This window comes from Bacteroides sp. RCH18 (genome assembly GCF_058231005.1).
This window is the reverse complement of sequence record NZ_JBIPTC010000002.1, coordinates 286379-306585: the sequence shown is the minus strand read 5'-3', so window position 1 is coordinate 306585 and position 20207 is coordinate 286379. Positions and strand designations below refer to the sequence as shown.

Annotated in this window: 12 protein-coding genes and 1 tRNA gene; 4 read left to right on the top strand and 9 right to left on the bottom strand. The window is 38.6% G+C overall.

What is annotated here, in order from left to right; all coding sequences use genetic code 11:
- Positions 1-150: 150 nt before the first annotated feature.
- A complete protein-coding gene (locus ACHLI0_RS16440; protein WP_490749703.1) occupies positions 151-1119 on the bottom strand; it encodes a FecR family protein in 969 nt (322 codons plus the stop codon).
- Between the two features lie 154 nt (positions 1120-1273).
- Positions 1274-1816, bottom strand: coding sequence for an RNA polymerase sigma-70 factor (locus ACHLI0_RS16435; protein ID WP_008762686.1), 543 nt, complete (start codon positions 1814-1816; stop codon positions 1274-1276).
- Positions 1817-2141: 325 nt separating this feature from the next.
- On the opposite strand from ACHLI0_RS16435, the gene ACHLI0_RS16430 reads away from it, so the two are divergent.
- Complete coding sequence (locus ACHLI0_RS16430; RefSeq protein WP_008762685.1) at positions 2142-2342, top strand: DUF2007-related protein; 201 nt, start codon at positions 2142-2144, stop codon at positions 2340-2342.
- A 122-nt stretch (positions 2343-2464) separates the two neighbouring features.
- On the opposite strand, the gene ACHLI0_RS16425 is transcribed toward ACHLI0_RS16430, so the two are convergent.
- Positions 2465-2878: a hypothetical protein gene (locus tag ACHLI0_RS16425; RefSeq protein ID WP_490749702.1), complete on the bottom strand. Its 414-nt coding sequence runs from the start codon at positions 2876-2878 to the stop codon at positions 2465-2467.
- A 1314-nt stretch (positions 2879-4192) separates the two neighbouring features.
- On the opposite strand from ACHLI0_RS16425, the gene ACHLI0_RS16420 reads away from it, so the two are divergent.
- Positions 4193-5317, top strand: a complete 1125-nt coding sequence (locus ACHLI0_RS16420) for a PCMD domain-containing protein (RefSeq protein WP_490749701.1) — start codon at positions 4193-4195, stop codon at positions 5315-5317.
- Positions 5318-5329: 12 nt separating this feature from the next.
- Positions 5330-6115, top strand: coding sequence for a porin family protein (locus ACHLI0_RS16415; RefSeq protein ID WP_008766969.1), 786 nt, complete (start codon positions 5330-5332; stop codon positions 6113-6115).
- Between the two features lie 122 nt (positions 6116-6237).
- On the opposite strand, the gene ACHLI0_RS16410 is transcribed toward ACHLI0_RS16415, so the two are convergent.
- The 4 genes from ACHLI0_RS16410 to ACHLI0_RS16395 all read right to left on the bottom strand — a co-directional run bounded on the left by ACHLI0_RS16410 (position 6238) and on the right by ACHLI0_RS16395 (position 13930).
- A complete protein-coding gene (locus ACHLI0_RS16410; protein ID WP_490749700.1) occupies positions 6238-7752 on the bottom strand; it encodes a PCMD domain-containing protein in 1515 nt (504 codons plus the stop codon).
- A gap of 282 nt (positions 7753-8034) precedes the next feature.
- Positions 8035-9543 (bottom strand): PCMD domain-containing protein, encoded by a 1509-nt coding sequence (locus ACHLI0_RS16405; protein WP_490749699.1) that lies wholly within the window; start codon positions 9541-9543, stop codon positions 8035-8037.
- A 676-nt stretch (positions 9544-10219) separates the two neighbouring features.
- Entirely contained in the window at positions 10220-12028 is a 1809-nt protein-coding gene (locus ACHLI0_RS16400) for a hypothetical protein (RefSeq protein WP_490749698.1), read from the bottom strand.
- Positions 12029-12040: 12 nt separating this feature from the next.
- Positions 12041-13930 (bottom strand): fibrobacter succinogenes major paralogous domain-containing protein, encoded by a 1890-nt coding sequence (locus ACHLI0_RS16395; protein ID WP_490749697.1) that lies wholly within the window; start codon positions 13928-13930, stop codon positions 12041-12043.
- Between the two features lie 220 nt (positions 13931-14150).
- Between ACHLI0_RS16395 and ACHLI0_RS16390 the strand changes: the two genes are divergently transcribed.
- A complete protein-coding gene (locus ACHLI0_RS16390) occupies positions 14151-15665 on the top strand; it encodes an SLC13 family permease (RefSeq protein ID WP_008762675.1) in 1515 nt (504 codons plus the stop codon).
- 148 nt (positions 15666-15813) lie between these two features.
- Here the strand turns inward: ACHLI0_RS16390 and ACHLI0_RS16385 are convergent, their stop codons facing one another.
- A complete protein-coding gene (locus tag ACHLI0_RS16385; RefSeq protein WP_490749696.1) occupies positions 15814-19806 on the bottom strand; it encodes a hybrid sensor histidine kinase/response regulator transcription factor in 3993 nt (1330 codons plus the stop codon).
- A 307-nt stretch (positions 19807-20113) separates the two neighbouring features.
- Positions 20114-20197: transfer RNA gene (locus ACHLI0_RS16380), tRNA-Leu, on the bottom strand.
- Positions 20198-20207: the final 10 nt, after the last annotated feature.

Below are 20207 nucleotides of genomic sequence, written 5' to 3'. Positions count from 1 at the left end.
GTAGTTATACTTGTCGGGAAACAAGTAGATTCACGATTACTGGGCTCAATACGGGAAGATACGACCAATATCATCCCGTATCTTTTTTAGTTTCAAGGGTCTTTGTTTTTCATGGCAATAAGCTTTTTTGAAATAAGGTTATTAATAACACTAAATAAAAATTTCTATCTTCATCTTCTCTTTACTTCCTTGTACACTGTTCAGATAACGCCAGCGTATTTTCGAAGAAGCTTCTATATAATTCAGTATCTGCTCCAGGCTCCTGCTCGTGAATGTCCCGGAGAACAGGTCATCATCGGGCACATTGCGTCGAACGATAAATTCCACATCATATCTGTCTGCCAAAATCTCCAGAGCATCCTGCAAAGATGTCTGCTTAAAGACGATAATACCATCCTTCCATGCCAGTTCTCCTTCACCGGAAGTAGTATAGAGCTCCGTTTTTCCACTCTGCGAATAATAGATCAGCTTCTGACCGGGTGCCATAGTAATGTACTGAGGCTTCTGAGCGGTATTATTAAATTCGAAATGAACTTTCCCTTCTATTAGAGTGGTAGTAATCTCTTCGGAATGCTTATATGCCTTTACATTAAACTTTGTGCCCAACACTTTAATCGCAGACTGATGGGCTGTGGAAACAATGAACTGTTTCTCCGAGTCTTTCTGAACTTCGAAATAGGCCTCCCCGTCCAGTTCCACTTTACGGGTACGGGAAGCGAACTGACTGGGAAAAGTCAGCGTACTTTTTCCGTTTACCCATACCATTGTTCCGTCAGCAAGCGTCACTTGTGTACGTTGTCCGGCAGGCACATATACGGTCTGCATTTCCACATTTTCTTTTTGCAGGGCTTGTATCAGCACATAACTTAATCCGAAAGCCAAAACAAATATAGCCGCAATCCGCATCGCCTTCATCGTAAAAGTGCGTAGTGAAAGCAGCTTGTCACGCCCCGTTTTCAACTCATCCGCATCCTGCCAAACAAGTGCATCATAACTTTTACGGAGTGACATAAATTCTTTGAGATTAGCGGCATCGGCATCAATCCATGCTGCAACTTCTTCTTTCTCTCTTTGAGAGGCTTTTCCGGATATATATTTTAAAAGTAAATTCTGATTCATATATAAGTTGAGTTACTTTATAAGTAATAAACAGGAGTATATTTGCTCCCCCTTTCATATAGAATACCACTCACTAAAAATAATCCCTAGTGAGAAATACAACTTTTTTTTGCTGTTATTAAAAAAAGAGGAGAAAAAGATATTTTCAAGATCATCAAATGAAAAATATCAGGAAAGGAGCATATTCTTTCAGATTATCACGCAGCAGCTTCACAGCTTTGCTTATATGATACTCTACTCCTTTGACACTGATACCCAATTCTTCAGCTATTTCTTTATGAGATTTTCCATCCAGACGATCGGATATAAATGCAATGCGCGTCTTTTCCGGCATACCAGCCAACAATGTTTTCACCTTTGAACGTAATTCTTCGGACATAACTTCCTTCGGATCACAGGCTTCCAAGGTTGAAATACGGATTTCCAATTCCCGTTGTCCCTTATCTGTCAGGTTTTGGTAGACGTTCTCCTGAACCTGCAAATGTTTCAGGTAATTGAGTGACTTGCTACGTATATAAGTGATTAATACAGCTTCGATACTCGGGATTTCCTGTTTTTTACTCAATTCCCACAAATAAATGATTGCTTCCGATACAATATCTTCAGCTACCAAATCATTATGGACGTATGATAAGGTAAACAGGAATGCTCTCCTATAATAGGTAGTATATATCGAATTAAAATTGATTGCAGTCATTTCGATCTATATTAATGGCGCTTATGCGTATAGTTTAAGTATATCCAAAGGTCTTTAATGATTGCAAAGAAATATATTTTTAATTGAATAAAAGAACTTTTTGAAGAGAAAATGGAACATAAGCCGGTAAATCATCAGAAGGCTGACGACTGGCATATAACTTTCACGCCTTTCTCTCCCCTTTTTTCCAATGCTAAAAACTGACCAATTTATGCTAAAATCAGATCATTGCATCATTTCTATACTATTATGACTCAAAATTGCTCAAATCTATAAATCCAACTTCCTATATTTGCAGCCATAACAATTAAAACACAAAAAGAATATGATTACAAGTAGAAAGGTTTCTCAGGTCAATGTTTTTGCTGGTAGTCCCTGGGAAGTAGCCAGCGTGAAGAGTTTATTGAAAGCAGCGTATATCGAGGCATCAATGAAAGACAATGGATTGAACAGTATACTCATTTCTGTTCCATGCGAATATTATACTGCAGCAATGCGTGTGATTAATAAAAGAAAAGTTTCATAGGTTTTAGGTTAAACATATAAGATTAAAGCCGGGTACGATGGGAGATCGTGACCGGCTTTTTCAATCTCTGTATGATTCTTTAAAAACGAAGTAACCTTTAGATTGGTTGACTTTCTGTTTGTTTAATCTTCAGTTTGCTCAATTTCTACTTTTTCATTCTTTAGCTTTTCAAGAGCGGCAATCTGCATATTACAGAAAAGGTGTATGTGATGAATCAAGTTAGTATTCTGTGACAAGTAAACGACAGAGTCCATAAGTTGGGCAGACAGTTGGTAGGCTTTCCGATTATTTGTATTTTCGTCCGGACGACGCATATAAAGGGCAAAACTTCGGTACAAGATAGGAATAAAGCGTTCCCACGGAAGTTCTAAGCTAAGCAACAAATGGTTCATATTCTCCAGCATACGTTGAAGATACTCAAGGTCCGGCTTATCGGATTGCATGCCATACACCTCTGCCCATAGACGGGCTTCTTCTTCAAAAAAGTTTTCTTTGGAATTTTCTTTCGCGATAGTCAATGCGTTTTCTGCTTCCATAAAATAGTAGTATTAATAAAAGGGCAAAAAAAGAACGGTTTCGCCTTTCCCGTTGACTATCACTTTCTAGAAGCTGAAGGCACATTACATACTCTTCACGGGGGTACGAAACCGCCTATGAGGAAATTGTAAGCATAGAAAATGCCTACAACTTGTCAAAAGCAGGTACACCGCTTCTAGAAAAAATGATAGTCACTGCAAAGATACTATTTTTCAAATATAAGTAAGGAATATCTGTAGATTTATTAATCAGAATTCCCACAATAGCCTCCATAGTAATTTGACAGCAGTTTTGCTCTCATGCCCTAACAAACAGTCTGTATCCCTTTATTCATCGCGGTTTTCGGTGTGGTAGCAACTGTGGTGGCAGGTATGAGAGCAAACGGTTGCTCTCACTCTGTTTCGTCCTGACTAGTATCGTTTCCACATTACAATCTCTTGACTCACAAGATGTTAATATCTGACATCTCAGCTATTAACGTTTGATCTCCCAGTCATTAATAACTGAGAAATCAGCTATTAATGGCTGATACCCCATACATTATTAGCCAATAAATGATTCAATGCTTCCTAAAAGAACTGGTCAATTGAAACAACTAACATGGTCGAATCAATCCAAACATACGGTCAAGTGAATCCAATCGACAGGTGTTTCAGAAAGTTTCAAACGCTTGAAACTAATAGTTTCATGCCTTGGAACAAAAGGTTTCATGCCTTGAAACTAATAGTTTCAAAGGTTGAAACTGACATTGGAACTACAGGAATAAAATGAAGATACTACAAGGGGTTAGAGATTGGGTTTGGAAAAGTGAGAGCAAGCATTTGCTCTCATACCTGCTACCACAGTTGCTACCACACCGAAAACCACGATGAATAAAGGGATACAGACAGTTTGTTAGAGCATGAGAGCAAAAGTGATGCTAAATTACTATTGAGCAATCCTTGATAATTCTCTGCACAACAAAAGTGCAGAAATATGCATAATACTGCACTTTTGTTGTGCAACTATCGCATCATTGCAGATAAATGCACTTCAGCTATGGATTGCTTATACGAAAACTTCAACAAGTTATTAAAGAGTACGAGCACGAATATAGTACCCATTCGATCTATCCCACTTTGGTATTTTGGAATGAATTATTAGTAAACTAAGCAAAAGCCTTTTTCATCTTTTAGTCCACACTATTTTCATAAAAGGCACTAATTTTATTGAATTACCTCACTAACAGAGCGCTAGATTTCAAAAAGAAACTTAACTTTGCACCCGAGTTTTATAAAAAGAGACTGAATTAGTAACTAAAAAGATTAAACCGCATGAAAATTAAGACTTTAATAACCTGTTTCATACTAGCTTGTGCTGCAACTTCCTGCATACAGGATGAAGCACTGAACTCAGAAGCAGCCATTGATGCTTGTACAGGTGATGATGTACAATTAGCAAACATCAATGCTGATTCAAAGCTGATTAATGTATATGTAAACAAGGGAGCTGACTTGTCCAAACAAAAGTTAGAATTTGTAATTCCGGAAGGAGCCACTATAAAAATAAATGATCAAGCTGCTGGAGATACAGAAGCCACATATGACTTTAGTGAAGAGCCACATTCCCGGAAATTCACTGTCACATCAGAAGACGGTCAATGGAAACCTGTTTATACCGTCAATGTCGTTTTAGCAGAATTACCTACTTCTTTCAACTTTGAAGAGTTATTACCTTCCAATGACTACGATATCTTTTATGAATTCCAGCCGGGCACTTCACAAGAAATATCTAAAGTATTACAATGGTCAAGTGGTAATCCGGGTTTTAAATTGACAGGTATGGCAAACTCCAAAACAGATTACCCAACTGTACAGGTAGCCAATGGTTTCAGAGGTAAAGGAGTTAAATTGGAAACTCGTGATACCGGTAGTTTTGGAGCAATGGTAAAGATGTATATTGCTGCCGGTAACTTATTTATCGGAACATTTGAGGTAGGAAATGCATTAACAGATCCTAGAAAAGCCACTAATTTCGGTTTCCAGTTCTATAAACGCCCTAAAACGCTCAAAGTACACTATAAATTTAAAGCAGGAGATGTATATTCCGTAGAAGGAAAACCACAAGAGGGTGTAAGAGACAAATGTGATATTTATGCTGTTATGTATGAAGCTGAGAACAATTCTGTCATGCTTAATGGTGATGATGTATTTACTTCAGATAAGTTAGTATCATTAGCGCGAATTAAACCGGAAGATGTTGTTGAATCAGATCAATGGACTGATTTTGAAATTCCTTTCGAACCGGTAAAAGGACGAGTAATTGATGATACCAAATTAAAAAATGGAAAATACAAATTAGGTATAGTGCTTTCGTCCAGTGTAGACGGTGCATATTTTAAGGGAGCAGTAGGCAGTACACTGTATGTCGATGAAGTAGAACTTATTTGCGAAGACTAAAAAAACAAGAAAATGAAAAGATATAAATTACTCAATATTATAGCTGTACTACTATTAGTAAGTACACTTTCAGCGCAGGCGCAAGAAGAAAGAAATCAAGGTATCATCTGGTCGTACTTACACGGATGGGAATATGGAATCAAGGCGGGTTTCAGTATTGGAGGAACTTCTCCATTGCCTCTACCTGAAGAAATTCGTAAAATAGATAGCTATGCCCCTGGTGGCCTCGCCATTTCAATTGAAGGAAACGCAACTAAATGGTTTGACACGAAATGGGGAATGACTGTAGGGGTACGACTTGAAAACAAGAATATGACCACAGAAGCCACAGTAAAGAACTATGGGATGAAGATTATCAACACCAACGGTGGAGAGTTACAAGGCTTATGGACCGGTGGCGTAAAGACTAAAGTCAAAAACTCTTATCTGACTATCCCAGTAGTTGCCAACTATAAAGTAAGCAAACGTTGGAAAGTCTCAGCAGGTCCGTATGTATCTTATCTTATTGAAAGAAACTTCTCCGGACATGTATATGAAGGTCACTTGCGTACTCCGGATCAGACAGGTTCGCGAGTAGATTTTACTGGTGAAAGCATTGCTACTTATGATTTCTCTGACAATCTGCGTAAATTCCAATGGGGATTGCAATTAGGCGGTGAGTGGAGAGCATTCAAACATTTAAATGTGTATGCTGACTTGACATGGGGATTGAACGATATCTTCAAGAAGGATTTTGATACGATTTCATTTGCTATGTATCCTATTTATTTAAATGTAGGATTCGGGTATGCGTTCTAGAGGGAACACTACAAATTTATTTAAATAAAAAACAACTAAAAAAGCCGTTAATTCCAATTGTATACATTAATGCAATTAAAATTAACGGCTTTTTCTGTTATATATTTCTTATACTCAACACACTATTGAGGTGTTACTGTAAAACTATCAACAAATAAGGTACTACCCGGAGCGCCCATAAAGTAGTCTCCTTCAGCACTTGAGGAACACACAATAGCTAAATAATATTTTTTAGTTGCATCATAACTTTTCCCTTCCAATAATTTAAATGGGATAGAGAACTTAGTCCAATCACTCTTCGCTGTTCCATCTTCCAAAACGGCCTTCATTATAATACGTTTAGAGCTTCCAATATATAGATCAGGATCATTGTAGTCTCCATTCAATGGAATGTTGTTATTCTCTTCATCCAAAAGTTCTTCATACAAAACTGCATATATTGAACATTCATCTGTTTTATCAGCTATGACTTCATTTTTATTATTATAATATGTTGTCCCTGGAGTATATTTATAATAGCCAGTAAAAGTAGCAGGTTCCCCAACAAAAGGAACACCAAACTTTGTACTATTCAAAGTATTATTCATATCAGTTTTAAAGATACCTGTAAATAATGAGCCTGCTGTTACATAAGGTACCAACCCTCCTAATAATGCATTAAAATCCATACCATTTAAAAACATGTAAGTATAAACTGTTTGCAATTTAGCTGCTTTACCACTTTGTCCTTCTACAGGAGAAACTGTATATGAGAACAGCTCTGGAAGATTTGAACCAAACATCTCATTAATTGTCATAATTCCCGGATTACTAGTACCATAAAGTCCTTTAGGAACATCGTATTGTTCTGTAGAACCCGATGTAGATGATTTGATAGTCTCCCATTCATCGAATCCAAAATCCCTTATTTGACCTGATACAGAAACTGTATATTTAGTAGTTACAATTCCATCTTCGGAAGTCACTGTGTATATTACAGGAGATGAAAAATCTTGTTCTACTCCAGAAGCAGGAGTTATTGTTGCTTTATCAGAAATAACAATAGTAGGCGCAAACGTCAAGTTCTCCAATCCATCTGGAATAATAAAACTAATATTATTCCCATCTATTTTCCCCTCTACATTTGCATCTCCTATCTTAACTACAAAGCTCTGGATCGCAGCCTCTGAACTTTGATCTGCAGACAGTTTTGTTCCTGCAAAATCAACCTTCACATTCAAAGTTCCGCCAGCAACAACAGCTATATTCATTGCCAGTTTATCACCTTCAATAGTTCCATTCACTGTTACAGCACATTCACCAACTAATAATGTAATATTCTGACTACCTGCAAAAGTATAACTATTACCATTTTTTTGTACAGAAATCTGTTCTACTGCAATAGTACCAAGATTCAATGTCTGAAAACTAAAGTTTCTCAGTTCCATCTTAATTTGGTTTTCACCAGTCTTAGAAATATATACTTTTTGTGTTATATCATTAACTTCAATAACTCCAGCTGCATCAACATCTAACTTACCCCAATAAACTCCATCAATTTCACCATCCCGAATAGTTTCTGGGTCGTCATCACTACAAGCCGTAAAAAGGCTGACTGAACAAATAAGCATAAACAAATACAACAAACTCTTTTTCATAATTCTGTTATTTAATTAATAATCTATTTGATCGCAAAATCGGGTACAAAGTAACATATTTATATTAGTTATCACAAGGTCTATTCTTTGTATTTTATGATCTGATTTTAAGATTACATTACCAAAAGCACTGTTATTATAGAGTTTTTAAGGTTCATATTTACACTACATCTAACAAAAGAGCATTAAAAAAGGGGAGATTAAAATCCCCCCTTTTTATTCAAAAATACTATAGTTTTCAAAGTTATATTTCTAACTAATTGATTCAATCTAACCTCCTCATCATTCTCCAATAACCTCTAACTCATCGATAATTAAAGTACTATTTACAGCTCCTTTAAAAGCTGCACCATCTTTACTTGAGGAACATACAATTGCCAGTTTATATGATTTAGACATATCATAAGATTTTCCGTCCAAATTATTGAATGGCAACTCAAAAGTAGTCCACTCAGCTTTTGCTCCACCATCTTCCAATACAGCTACAGCTACACGATACTCCGAAGATGCAATATCATGCCCAGTAAGTATCACCTCTTTGCCTTCACTATCCACAGCTTCATACAAAACAGCCATTATAGAGCACTCATCCACAATTTCCAGATGCTCCAAAACATTCTTTTTATCAGAACCATCTACATAGTTATCACCAGGAGTATATTTATAAATACCTTTAAATATCACAGGCTTTTTTGCATATGGAATACCAAACTTAGTAGAATTTAATTGATCTGATGCATCAGTCTTAAAACTACCAGTAAATAAAGAACCCGAAGTTATCGCAGGAGCCAATCCAAAACCAGCTCCTTTTGTATATAAAGTTATCAACTTGGCAGAGGAGCCACTATAACCATCTTTATCTTCTACAACAGGAAAACCACCTTTAAAACCTAAAGTAGCCAAAAGCCCTGCTCCTTCATTGGAAGTGCTCAATTGATCCACTGGAGCCGGATTCCAATATTCATTTTTCAAACCTTCATGTTGAACAACCCAAGTATCAAATGAATACTTTAAAAAATTCTGACTACCCGCTATTGAAACTACATATTTCTTAGTCGTTCCATCTTCTGCTATAACTGTATAGGTAACAGTTTTACCAGCAGAAAAATCCTGTGGGACACCACTTTTGGGAGCCACTGTAGCTTTTTCTGATATTTCAACAATCGGAGTCAATGATTTCAAATCATCATCAGTAGCTTCGTCATTCACTTTGAACAAGATTGTACCCTTTTCTTCATCAATAACCGGCGCTACTGTCACAACCTCATTATCAATAGTAAAACTAGTAATTTTAGCCTCTGATTTTTCACTTCCCGATAGTTTAGCACCTTTATAATTGACTTTAACTTTCATTCCGCCTTCTACATCTACATCAATAACCATATCTACAGCATCCTTACCAATTGTACCCGAAACGGATGTATTGCACACACCCACCACAAGACTTAACTTCTGATTGCCTGAGAACTTATATGTATCACCACTTTTTGTCAGAGCACAATTATCCACTGTTATATCACCAATAAGAAGTTCAGTACCTGCCACGGTAATAGTAAAGTTTCTCAATTCTAATTTAACGGCAGTATCTGAAGCCTTTGAAATATAAACCTTCTGAACCATATCAGAAGCAATAGGAGTAGATACTCCCACATAATATACATCCATCGTTCCCTTATATGCACCTGCAAGTTCACTATCAACAGGATATTTCACATCATCATCATCACTACAACTCACAAATAAACTTATGGAACAAATAAGCATGAACAAATACAACAATCTTTTCTTCATAATCTTCATAGTTAAATATTAAATATTTCTTATCACATAAAATTATGCAAAGTTAATTATTAAAAAACACTACCGCAAGTGCTATTTTTGGTATTATATGTTCCATTTTTAATATATTCTCAATATTTACTCTAAAAACAAGTATTTATAGGTCGTGATTCTATATCCTATAAATCCCACATCCATCAACGATAGTCAAATAAAACTTTCCCCGATTTAATATCCGCTCAACAGCCTCCCCCTTACGAATGACAGAAGTGAATTTACGACATTATAATTATTGCATATTTATTAAAAAAGCCGTATCTTTGCAGTCTTAGTCATAATTGAAAGTTTGTCAAAGTACAAAGTTAGACATGTTTAATATTGAATTTATTACAAATGTCGTTTCGTTGTGATGGCGGAACCATTTGAAATTACTACTGATTTAATATCATTTTACTCAGAATATTCACTCGTGACGATGCGATATTCTTTCTTAATCTATAAATATATATATTTGCAAATGTTGACAGCCCATAATGGGCAGTTAGCGTCGTTTGTATGCGTGATGTCTTACGTGTTTAAATTTAGTATTGCTTATATACATGTTTATAATGATGAAAAAAGCCCTGGACCGTGATGGTTCGGGGCTTTTCTTGTACTTGCAATAAGCAAGAAGGAAAAAGATTTCAGATTACATCGGTAACTGTGCTATTATCTCTTTCGAACATACCGGCAATTTGCCATTCTTTCCCATGTTCACAAAAACCGTTGCACACAACACCGTCCATTGGTCACCATATGTCATCGTACTGCTATGGTTATACCCAAGGCAATGCCCGTATTCATGAAACATGGCCTGACGGGGATAATTATGCGGATGGGCATCCGGAGGAGTCGCATCAAAATAAACACCGGTATAACAATAATTAGCCAAGCCGTACGTATTGCCTCCACCTAATCCGCCGACACCGGCAACACAACCCAGCACAAGCCCGCCATGATTACGGATTCTTTGACGTAACGCATCCAGATTGATCGGATTTCCTCCATTGTCTTTCAACAAACCTTCGTATTTGTTCATTTCCATATTAAACTCTTCGGAAGAGAACATGAAAGCCATATTGACAGCCAACGCCACTCCATGACGGCACAATAACGGATTCATATGACGCCAATACGCATGGCCATTGTCAGCCGAATAAGAAGAAAAACGTATAAACCAACGGCTGTCTATCTGTTCCATCTTCTTCATAAACGGGTCTTCTGTACGAATAACAAGCGTCACATCGTCATTGGAAAGTCCGGGCTGTGCAGGCACTACTATCTTTCGTCCACTACTTGTAGTGAATGTCCGTTCCGAATCTACAACCGGCAAGGGGAATGACGCTTCCATAAATGGATAAATCTGTTCAAAATATGCCAGTTCGAAGAATTCCATGCTAAATTTATTAAAGCGGCACATAATCTTCACATCCTGAATACCTACAGGAGAAAAGAACTTGACAAGCAACTGATGTTCGTCTGAAATGGAAACCTGCAACGGAGCATTCGCATAAAAAGAACGACGGCGACTGTCATAAAAGACCTCACGTGGCTCACTGGCCAAAAACATCGTATCAGCGCGAAACCGAAAGAAATCCTCCTTGCGAACATAAAGTGAACCATCCTGATTTTCCGGATGCAGATAATCAATACTAATATGAGACACACGGCCTGCCTCAATCTTACAATCCGTGAAACGGTATTTACGGACAAACTGAGTTCCGTCACTGCGATCTGACTCAATCGTCACAAATCCGGATAATGCTTTTGTGCCGGGCAATGAGTAAAACGAGTATTTCCCGGTAATGTCATAAGATTCTATCTTTTTGGTTCCGGAATATTTCCCGTCTGCACCAAGAGTGGCATATATTCCTTCGGCATCGTCGAAAGTTACATCGATTTTACGAATGAATCTCCACATATAATCGGACGATACATTCAAATCGACATCCACTCTTCCTACAGAACGCTCCAAGACCACTGTATGCGACACCGAAGCCTGATCTCTGCCGATATGCAATTCTATTTTCTTATAAAAGTAAACCGCATCTAACGGCGCATTTTCCGCATGATTTATCAACCAGTCATCGGACAGTTTTTCGGGTTCTTTGACAGCCTCATCTTCTTCCTCGCTCGTAGTAGCCAGAAAAACGACTGTATAATCCCCCATACTCAATCCTTCGATAGTCAATTTTGAGAAGTTTTCTTCCAGCTTCTGATATAAGGGCTTAATAATCTCTCCACGTTCATTGGCAATAGCATACCACATACGAGTGATCTGCTCCGGTTTGCTTCCACGTGTCTGCACCACGGACGCATCATCTTGCTGCAACCCAAACAAAAACGACACTTGTCCGGAATGGGAAGGAACAATGCCGGTCTCCTGTTCAAAATCGCCCGAACAGTTGGCAAGCAATAATGCGCCCAGTAATATCATTATGATTCTTAGCATCTTCATAAACAGCCTCCTCTATTTCTTTACACAACGTACGGATGCAAATGCTTCCATCTGTAACCGTTGTTTCTTAATAACGGTTGCCTCGGCTCCTTCGAATGGCAACCAGTAAGCCCATGCATAACCGCCCGGAAGGCCGTTACGTTCGTATGTCCACAACACAGCTCTTTTCCCGAAAGCCGGATTATTGGATGACGACTTATCTCCCTTCGAGCCAGCCAGAGGAATAATAAGGCTACGACCGGTGTCTTCTGAAGTAAACTTCACATAATACTGTGTTCCCGTCACACCATTGGACGGAGTTATCAGTGTTCCTTCTCCGATGTGAAGTGTAGCGGCAATCGTCTCTCCATTTCCCGCCTTATATCTACCCGGAATCTCTTGGTCTGCAGGAAGCAGAGACTGCCATTCGTTACTAGTCGGTATCCGGTATCCTTCAGGGCAAGGCATATGTGTATCATTCACCCAAGGTGCATCAGCAGTCTGATTACCTAAATTGTTGGAAGGATTATACCCTTGCCAAGGCACGTACATATATAAACGTCCAAACTGGAACAGACCACCCACCGTGTTTATCCAACTCTTATGATACATGTCTTCGACCGTAGCCCCGTCCAACGGATAAATCTGATCTTCCAGATCACGGCTACGCGCATTAAATGCCATCCATACATTTCCTGCGATTTCCACAGTTTCAATCTGTTTGTCACTCGGAGCCACACGTATCTCCACGTAATCATATGTTCCATTCAACAAGGCATTTTTTAAATGTACCAAAACCGTATAGCCCAAGCGACCGCTGCCTTGCGCTGCAACCGATACATTAAATGCTGACACAATACCTTCCGCCTCTTCCGACACGGACATATTGCCTACACTTGTTCCGCTACCAGCACCTTCTGTAGAAGAAATATCGATACGAGTGTCTGTAACGAACGCCAGCGTCATGTCATCAGCACCTGTAGCAGGTACTTCCAGTACATTATTCTCATAGTCTACTTTCACCCCTTCCGGAATCCTGGATTTCGACGCATTAAGCAAAAGACGTTGGTTCGTATCAGGCTTTCCGACAATCGTTTCTCCTTCTTCCCACGGTTTGATCTCAAAAACGCCCGTCACTTCAGCTCCCACATTGAGCACTGCCAATTCATATACTTTATTGCGTTCGACAACAGGTAATTCGACTTTTAACCTGATGGGGACTTCACCATAGGTTCCACGCAAGATGATATTGACAGGACGTGTGCTTTCGAACAGACGGAATACCCCCTCTTGCTTGCCATCGAATGCAGAAGAAAACTCCTTTCGGTAGCTCACTGTTTTGTCCGACGCCCGGACATTTTCGAGGAATGGCAAAGTCTCGGCAGGAGCATTCTCTACGATGACTTCCTTTATCTGCGTTTTGCTGTCGGCTGTTGTGTTCAAATCAATGCGCGCCACGCCGCGTTTCATAATTACATTGACCTCCGCATTGCTGCGTGTCACTACTCCGCTCTCCAATTCGACTACAGCCGCCATGAAATCCGGTGCAGAATTATCATGCAATCCTTCACCGATAATCGTATTACGAAATTCTTCTTCACTTTTAGCTTTCTCTCCGGCAGGAATCTCCAGTCCGGTCAGAAAATAGAGTCGAGATCCGCTGACCGCAGAAATCTCCGACTGCCCGCCTTTACCGGGAGTCAGCTGTTCCTCTTTATATAAACTCCCGTCACTAAACTGGAAAACCGATACATCTTTGAGTTCTTCAGAAGATTCTTCTCCTGCTACCGTAATTCCTTTTAATACCACTGAATAAGTTTGTTGATGGCCTTTTCCCCCGGTTGGTTCATCGTTCGAGCAGGCGCCTGAAAGTAATGTTCCTATTATAATAGGAACGATGGTTTTTCTGCAAGAATAATTCATGTTTTTTTGATTATAATAATACTGAATATTGGAAACTTTATAAATGCATTTTCCAAAAGCGGCGGCAAAAATACTACTTTTTTCAATACAGCAAGCCATCTGCATAAGATTTTAATAACGATGTTGAATAAAAGAAATCTTTAATGTCAGACTAACTAAATACAAAATAAAAAGTTATTTTTGCAAACGTTTTTTTTAATTTTTATCTCATTCTAATATTATGTACAAGATTTTTCATGGCTTCCACCTGGTAGAAGCCTATCAGGACTTAAAGAAAGCTAAACGGTTAGCAAAGAATCAGACAGTGGCCCGATGTATAAAGTTAACCATAGCTATTACCCTCTCTCTTATTTTATGGTTCCTTCCCATTGATACTTTTGGAATAGAAGGGTTGACCGTTATAGAACAAAGGCTTATTTCCATTTTCATTTTCGCCACACTTATGTGGGTGTTCGAAGCTGTCCCGGCATGGACCACTTCCGTTCTTATTGTCGTATTACTATTACTTACCGTTTCCGACAGTAGTTTATGGTTCTTAACCCAAAATACTCCTGCTGAGGAATTGGGACAGACAGTCAAATATAAGTCTATTCTGCATTGCTTTGCCGATCCTATCATCATGCTGTTTATAGGCGGATTTATTCTTGCCATCGCAGCAACCAAAAGCGGACTGGATGTATTGTTGGCACGAGTTATGCTGAGACCTTTCGGAACACAATCACGATATGTACTATTGGGATTCATCCTCGTTACAGCTGTCTTTTCCATGTTTCTTAGCAATACGGCTACGGCGGCCATGATGCTTACCTTCCTTACTCCCGTATTAAAAGCACTTCCGGCAGATGGAAAAGGGAAAATCGGATTGGCTATGGCCATTCCCGTTGCTGCCAATGTAGGTGGTATGGGAACTCCTATCGGTACACCACCTAACGCCATTGCTTTAAAGTATTTGAATGATCCGGAAGGATTAAATCTGAATATCGGTTTTGGAGAATGGATGAGCTTTATGTTGCCTTATACCATTATTGTACTGTTTATAGCCTGGTTTATCCTCTTACGGCTGTTTCCATTCAAACAAAAGAGCATCGAACTGCAAATTGAAGGTGAAGCAAAGAAAGACTGGCGTTCCATTGTGGTTTATATCACCTTTGCTATAACGGTTCTATTGTGGATGTTCGACAAATTTACAGGAGTAAACTCCAATGTAGTGGCAATGATCCCGGTAGCTGTTTTTTGTATAACAGGCGTTATTACCAAACGTGACCTGGAAGAGATCAGCTGGAGTGTACTCTGGATGGTAGCCGGCGGCTTCGCATTGGGCGTAGCCTTGCAAGAGACCGGACTGGCAAAGCATATGATCGAAGCTATCCCATTCAGCACATGGCCTCCTGTACTGATGATTGTCGGTTCCGGACTGATTTGCTATGCTATGGCCAACTTTATTTCACACACAGCCACTGCAGCATTACTCGTCCCTATTCTCGCCATTGCTGGAATCAGCATGCGTGAAAACCTGTCATCATTGGGAGGTGTAGAGACTTTATTAATTGGAGTCGCCATCGGATCATCGCTGGCAATGATATTACCAATTAGTACACCACCTAATGCCCTGGCACATGCCACAGGAATGATTCAGCAAAAAGATATGGAAAAGGTGGGTATTATTATGGGAATTATAGGACTTATCTTGGGATATACAATGCTGATCATACTCGGCTCCAACAAGTTATTATAAATAATCTATTTAAAAAAGAAGATGTCAAAAGCAGGATGATACATTTATCTTGCTTTTGACATCTTCTTCTTTTCAAATTTAGCGTCCTATAATCCTCTCCAAAAGTTTATAAGAAACAACAATGGTATAAAACGATATCTCGTCTACTCTATTCCTGATCCGAATTCACAAACTTACTTGGACTGACATTATAATACTTCTTAAATACCTCCCTGAAATACTTCGCATCCGAAAACCCGACAATTTCAGCAATCTCCGTTATTGTATATTCTTTCTGCTTTAATAATTGTGCTGCACGTTGCAAACGGATCATCCGGATGTAGTCAGCCGGAGCATAACCGGTCAGTGCTTTCAGTTTATTATAGAAACTTGTTCGACTCATATGATGCTGATTACTGAGTACATCTACCCCAAAGTCCAAATCTCCCATATTCTTCTCTATACATTCCTTGACTGAAGCTATGAATTTCCAGTCCAAAGTATTAGTACAATTGACAGGTAAATGCTTTTCTTTATTTTCGATACTATTATAGACCTGACGGAGTAATTCACGATTTGCCAATATGTTTTTAATAGTCACCTTTAGTATACCCACACTGAATGGTTTGGTGATATAAGCATCTGCTCCGATTTCCAGTCCTCCAAGTATATTTTTCTCATCCCCTAACGCAGTCAGCAATATGACTGGAATGTGAGACATTTCCACACTCGTTTTGATAGCTGAGCACAGTTCGTCTCCACTCATCTCAGGCATCATTATATCGGATATAACAAGATCTGGATTAAACTCCTTTATAATAACAAGCGCATCTTTGCCATTGGAACAGGACTGGATATTATACCCTGCCATAAGCATATCCACAAGATAATTACGCAAATCATCATTATCTTCCACTACTAGAATCCGCTGTAAAGAGGTTTTTATCTGAGGTGCCTCCAAGACCGGTAAGTCAGAAGTTCCCCCCAATACAACAGCATCCATACGTTCATTCGGTGTTTTTGGAGAGATAAACTTTGCTTTATGCAAATGGGTATTTCCCTTCGGGAAAGTAATTTGCACGCATGTTCCCTGATGTTCAATACTTTGAATATGGATCTTTCCTTTATGCAACTTAACCAGTTTATATACCAGCATCAATCCAATCCCACTTCCGGTCACTTTCAAATTGACTACATTACTACCCCGGAAACAATTTCTGAATAATTTCTTCTGTTCAGATGAAGGAATACCAATTCCTGTATCCTTTACCTCAATACTCCAAGTATCCCCTTCCTCGCAAGCACAAATACACACGCTACCATTCTCTGGCGTGTACTTCAACGCATTTGACAAAATATTCTTCAAGATAGACCCCATTTTGTCACTATCAAACCACACATTCAAATAATCAAAATTACTCTCATAAACAAATCTGACACGCTTCATCTCAGCATATTTGCGGAAAGTAGCACAAACATCATTCATATAAGAGTTCAATTCATACTCAGAAACATAAAGAGTAGACGAATATACGTCGATCCGTTCAAAGTTTATCAAGTTGGTTGTCAGTTGAAGCAATGTATTCACATTCTTTAGAGCCATCTTCATATGGGGTAATGCCTTCTCTGTCACCATATGGTTTTCGACAACTTCTTCCAGCGGAGCTTTTATCAATGTCAGCGGCGTACGTATATCATGGGCCGTATTAATAAAGAACCGTGTTTTCTCATCAGAAATCTTCTTCTGTTTGTGCAACATAATAACACGGAATATGATAATCATAATCAAGACCACCAGAATTGCATACCCCACCATTGCCCACATACTGGCCCATACCGGAGGGGTAATAATGATCTGAATACTCCTTGTTTCATAAGTTTTATACTTCTCCTCATTAGATACAGTACGAATTTGTAATGTATAACTGCCAGGAGGCAGATTTCTAACAACAATCCGGTTATCTTGACTCGGACGGGTCCACTCTTTATGATAACCGTCGATTTTCCATGAATAAAGAATATTAGAAGGATAATCATAATTTATGGAAGCCACATCAAGCGAAAAAGTGTTTTGACCGTAGGCCAATTCCAGACAATCAGTCTCGTTAATATCCTTCTTCAAGGGAGATCCGTCATCACCAGGATAGACAGGATGATAAGCTATCATAAAATCCCGTAATAACAAACGCGAATAATATGGCTCAGGTATTTCTATGTCTGTCGGAAACTTAACAGCACCATCATTGCCACCAAAGACAAGCGTACTGTTACTGTAAGTTGTAGCAGAACCGGCATTAAAATTTACGCTCATCAGTCCCTGCTCCCGTGTCCAGTTACGGAAAAAATGATCTTTAGGTGAATAAATTGTAATACCATTCTCCATACCCATCAGGAGATTTTCATCCTGACGCGGAATAATCGTATAAATATTATCAGAAATCAGTGCACAATTTTCAGTTCGGTACTGATGAATAAACTTCTTTTTATTGATATCATAAACAAGAAGACCTGCTCCACGAGTACCAATATACAGGATACCATCTTCTCTCTGGTATAATGCACATATATAAGGAGATTCAACAGGCAAGTCAATATACCGGTAAACACCGGATTGCTTGTCAAGTTGATAGAGTCCCATTCTTGTACCAATCCACATTTGCCGGGCATCTTTCTCCAGAATGGTAGTGATGGAACTTACTCCCGGATACAAACGAACATTTTTAGTCTCAAGATTAATGCGTTTCAAATGATAATATCCACCGGACCATACATCACCGCTCGAATCCTTTTTAATGTCATAAATATATTGGTCAGGACGTATTCCTGCAATGGCCGCAGGCGAAAGATAACTTATTTTAAACCCTTTCTTCTTTTCTATCTTGTAAATGCCCGACGTAAAACCACCGGCCCATATCACTCCTGGAGAAACCTCACACAACGCCAAAAAGATATGATTCTCATCATCCGGCACCGGGTCAAAAGAGCTAAAGAAGGAACGCCATTCTCTTCTATCGGTCTGATAAAAACTAATACCATTACTGGTTGCAAACCAAAGGTCACCGTCACTATCCTCCATCACATCATGGACCTGATCATTCACCAATGACCGGTTATTGCCGAGGGAATGCTTTATCAAATCATAACTTCCATAACGATTATTACGAATGGTAATACCTGTAGGATAATTGGCAAGCCAAATACGCTCTTCCTCATCCACATAGATATCATTGATATTGTTTCCGTTCATCCCATTATAACTGCTATAGTCAGCTGTTATATAAGGTTCACTCTTGCAAGAATTTACATCCAGCTTATATACTCCTTTTCCACCCGTAGCTATCAACAACTCATCAGCATTCAGAGCAACAATCTGATTAATTTCTACATTATTAGGTGAATAACAGGAAGTGATTTTTGAACTTTGACCTATATCATATATAAGTATTCCCTCTTTATAACTGCCCACAAACAGCTGTTTTGAAATAGCATGGTAATAAAGTTCATGCACAGGTGTAGTTATACTTTTCACCACTTCATCAGGAATAAGCTTCAGTTCCCCTTTTTCCACGCCAACACGAAACAGGCCGCTTCCCGTACCTATAAAAAAATGATTGCCATCCGTCTGCTCAATAGTAGCTATTTCACCGTCGACTGGCGTTGGCATATGCGATGTTGTGCCTGTACGAACATTATACCAAGTAATTGTATCCTTATAACACAGCCAAATATGATCATTCTTATCCAGATAACCATAATTAAGGAATGCTTGGGATTTATTTCTAATTAACTCCGGATGTACATAAGCCAATTCAAATTTATCATGTTGAGAATCATACCTGAAAATACGACCTTTCTGACCGATTACCCATAATACATCCCCTCTATCCATATAAAACCAGTTCAAAGCAATACGTGAGTCCAGTTTCATACTGTCATCTGAAAAGGTGTAATGTTTGATATGCTTCCCATCGTAACGATCAACCCCTTCCTGAGTCAAAAACCACATATACCCTCGTCGGTCTTTCTGAATATTGTATATTTTCTGGTTATTCAGACCGTCCTCCAGTCCTATATACTTATAAATTTGCCCCTTACCTAAAGTTCCGTAAACGAGAAGAACTAGAAGTAACAAAGGCTTTCTGAATTTCATAAATATTCTCATGATTGTCGTAAAATATTCCAAAAACACATTTGCAAAAATATGAAAATATTAATCAAATAACAACTGAATAAATTAATAATTATATGTTAATACAAATAATCATGTATCTTTCCAATTTCCGTTTTGGTATACATAAACAGCTTAATTCGCATAAACTCTTGGTTTAACTCTTGGTTTAACTCTCAGTTTAATTTAGTAGTATAAATCCAACTTTAATCAGCACTAGAGACAAGATAGCCCCATGACAGGTATATAAAAAAAGCTCCGCAAATCAATGATTTACAGAGCTTTTAATCAAGAATACTCGTACTCGAAGCGGGACTTGAACCCGCACAGCCGCAATGGCCAAAGGATTTTAAGTCCTTCGTGTCTACCATTCCACCATTCGAGCATCCTTTCAA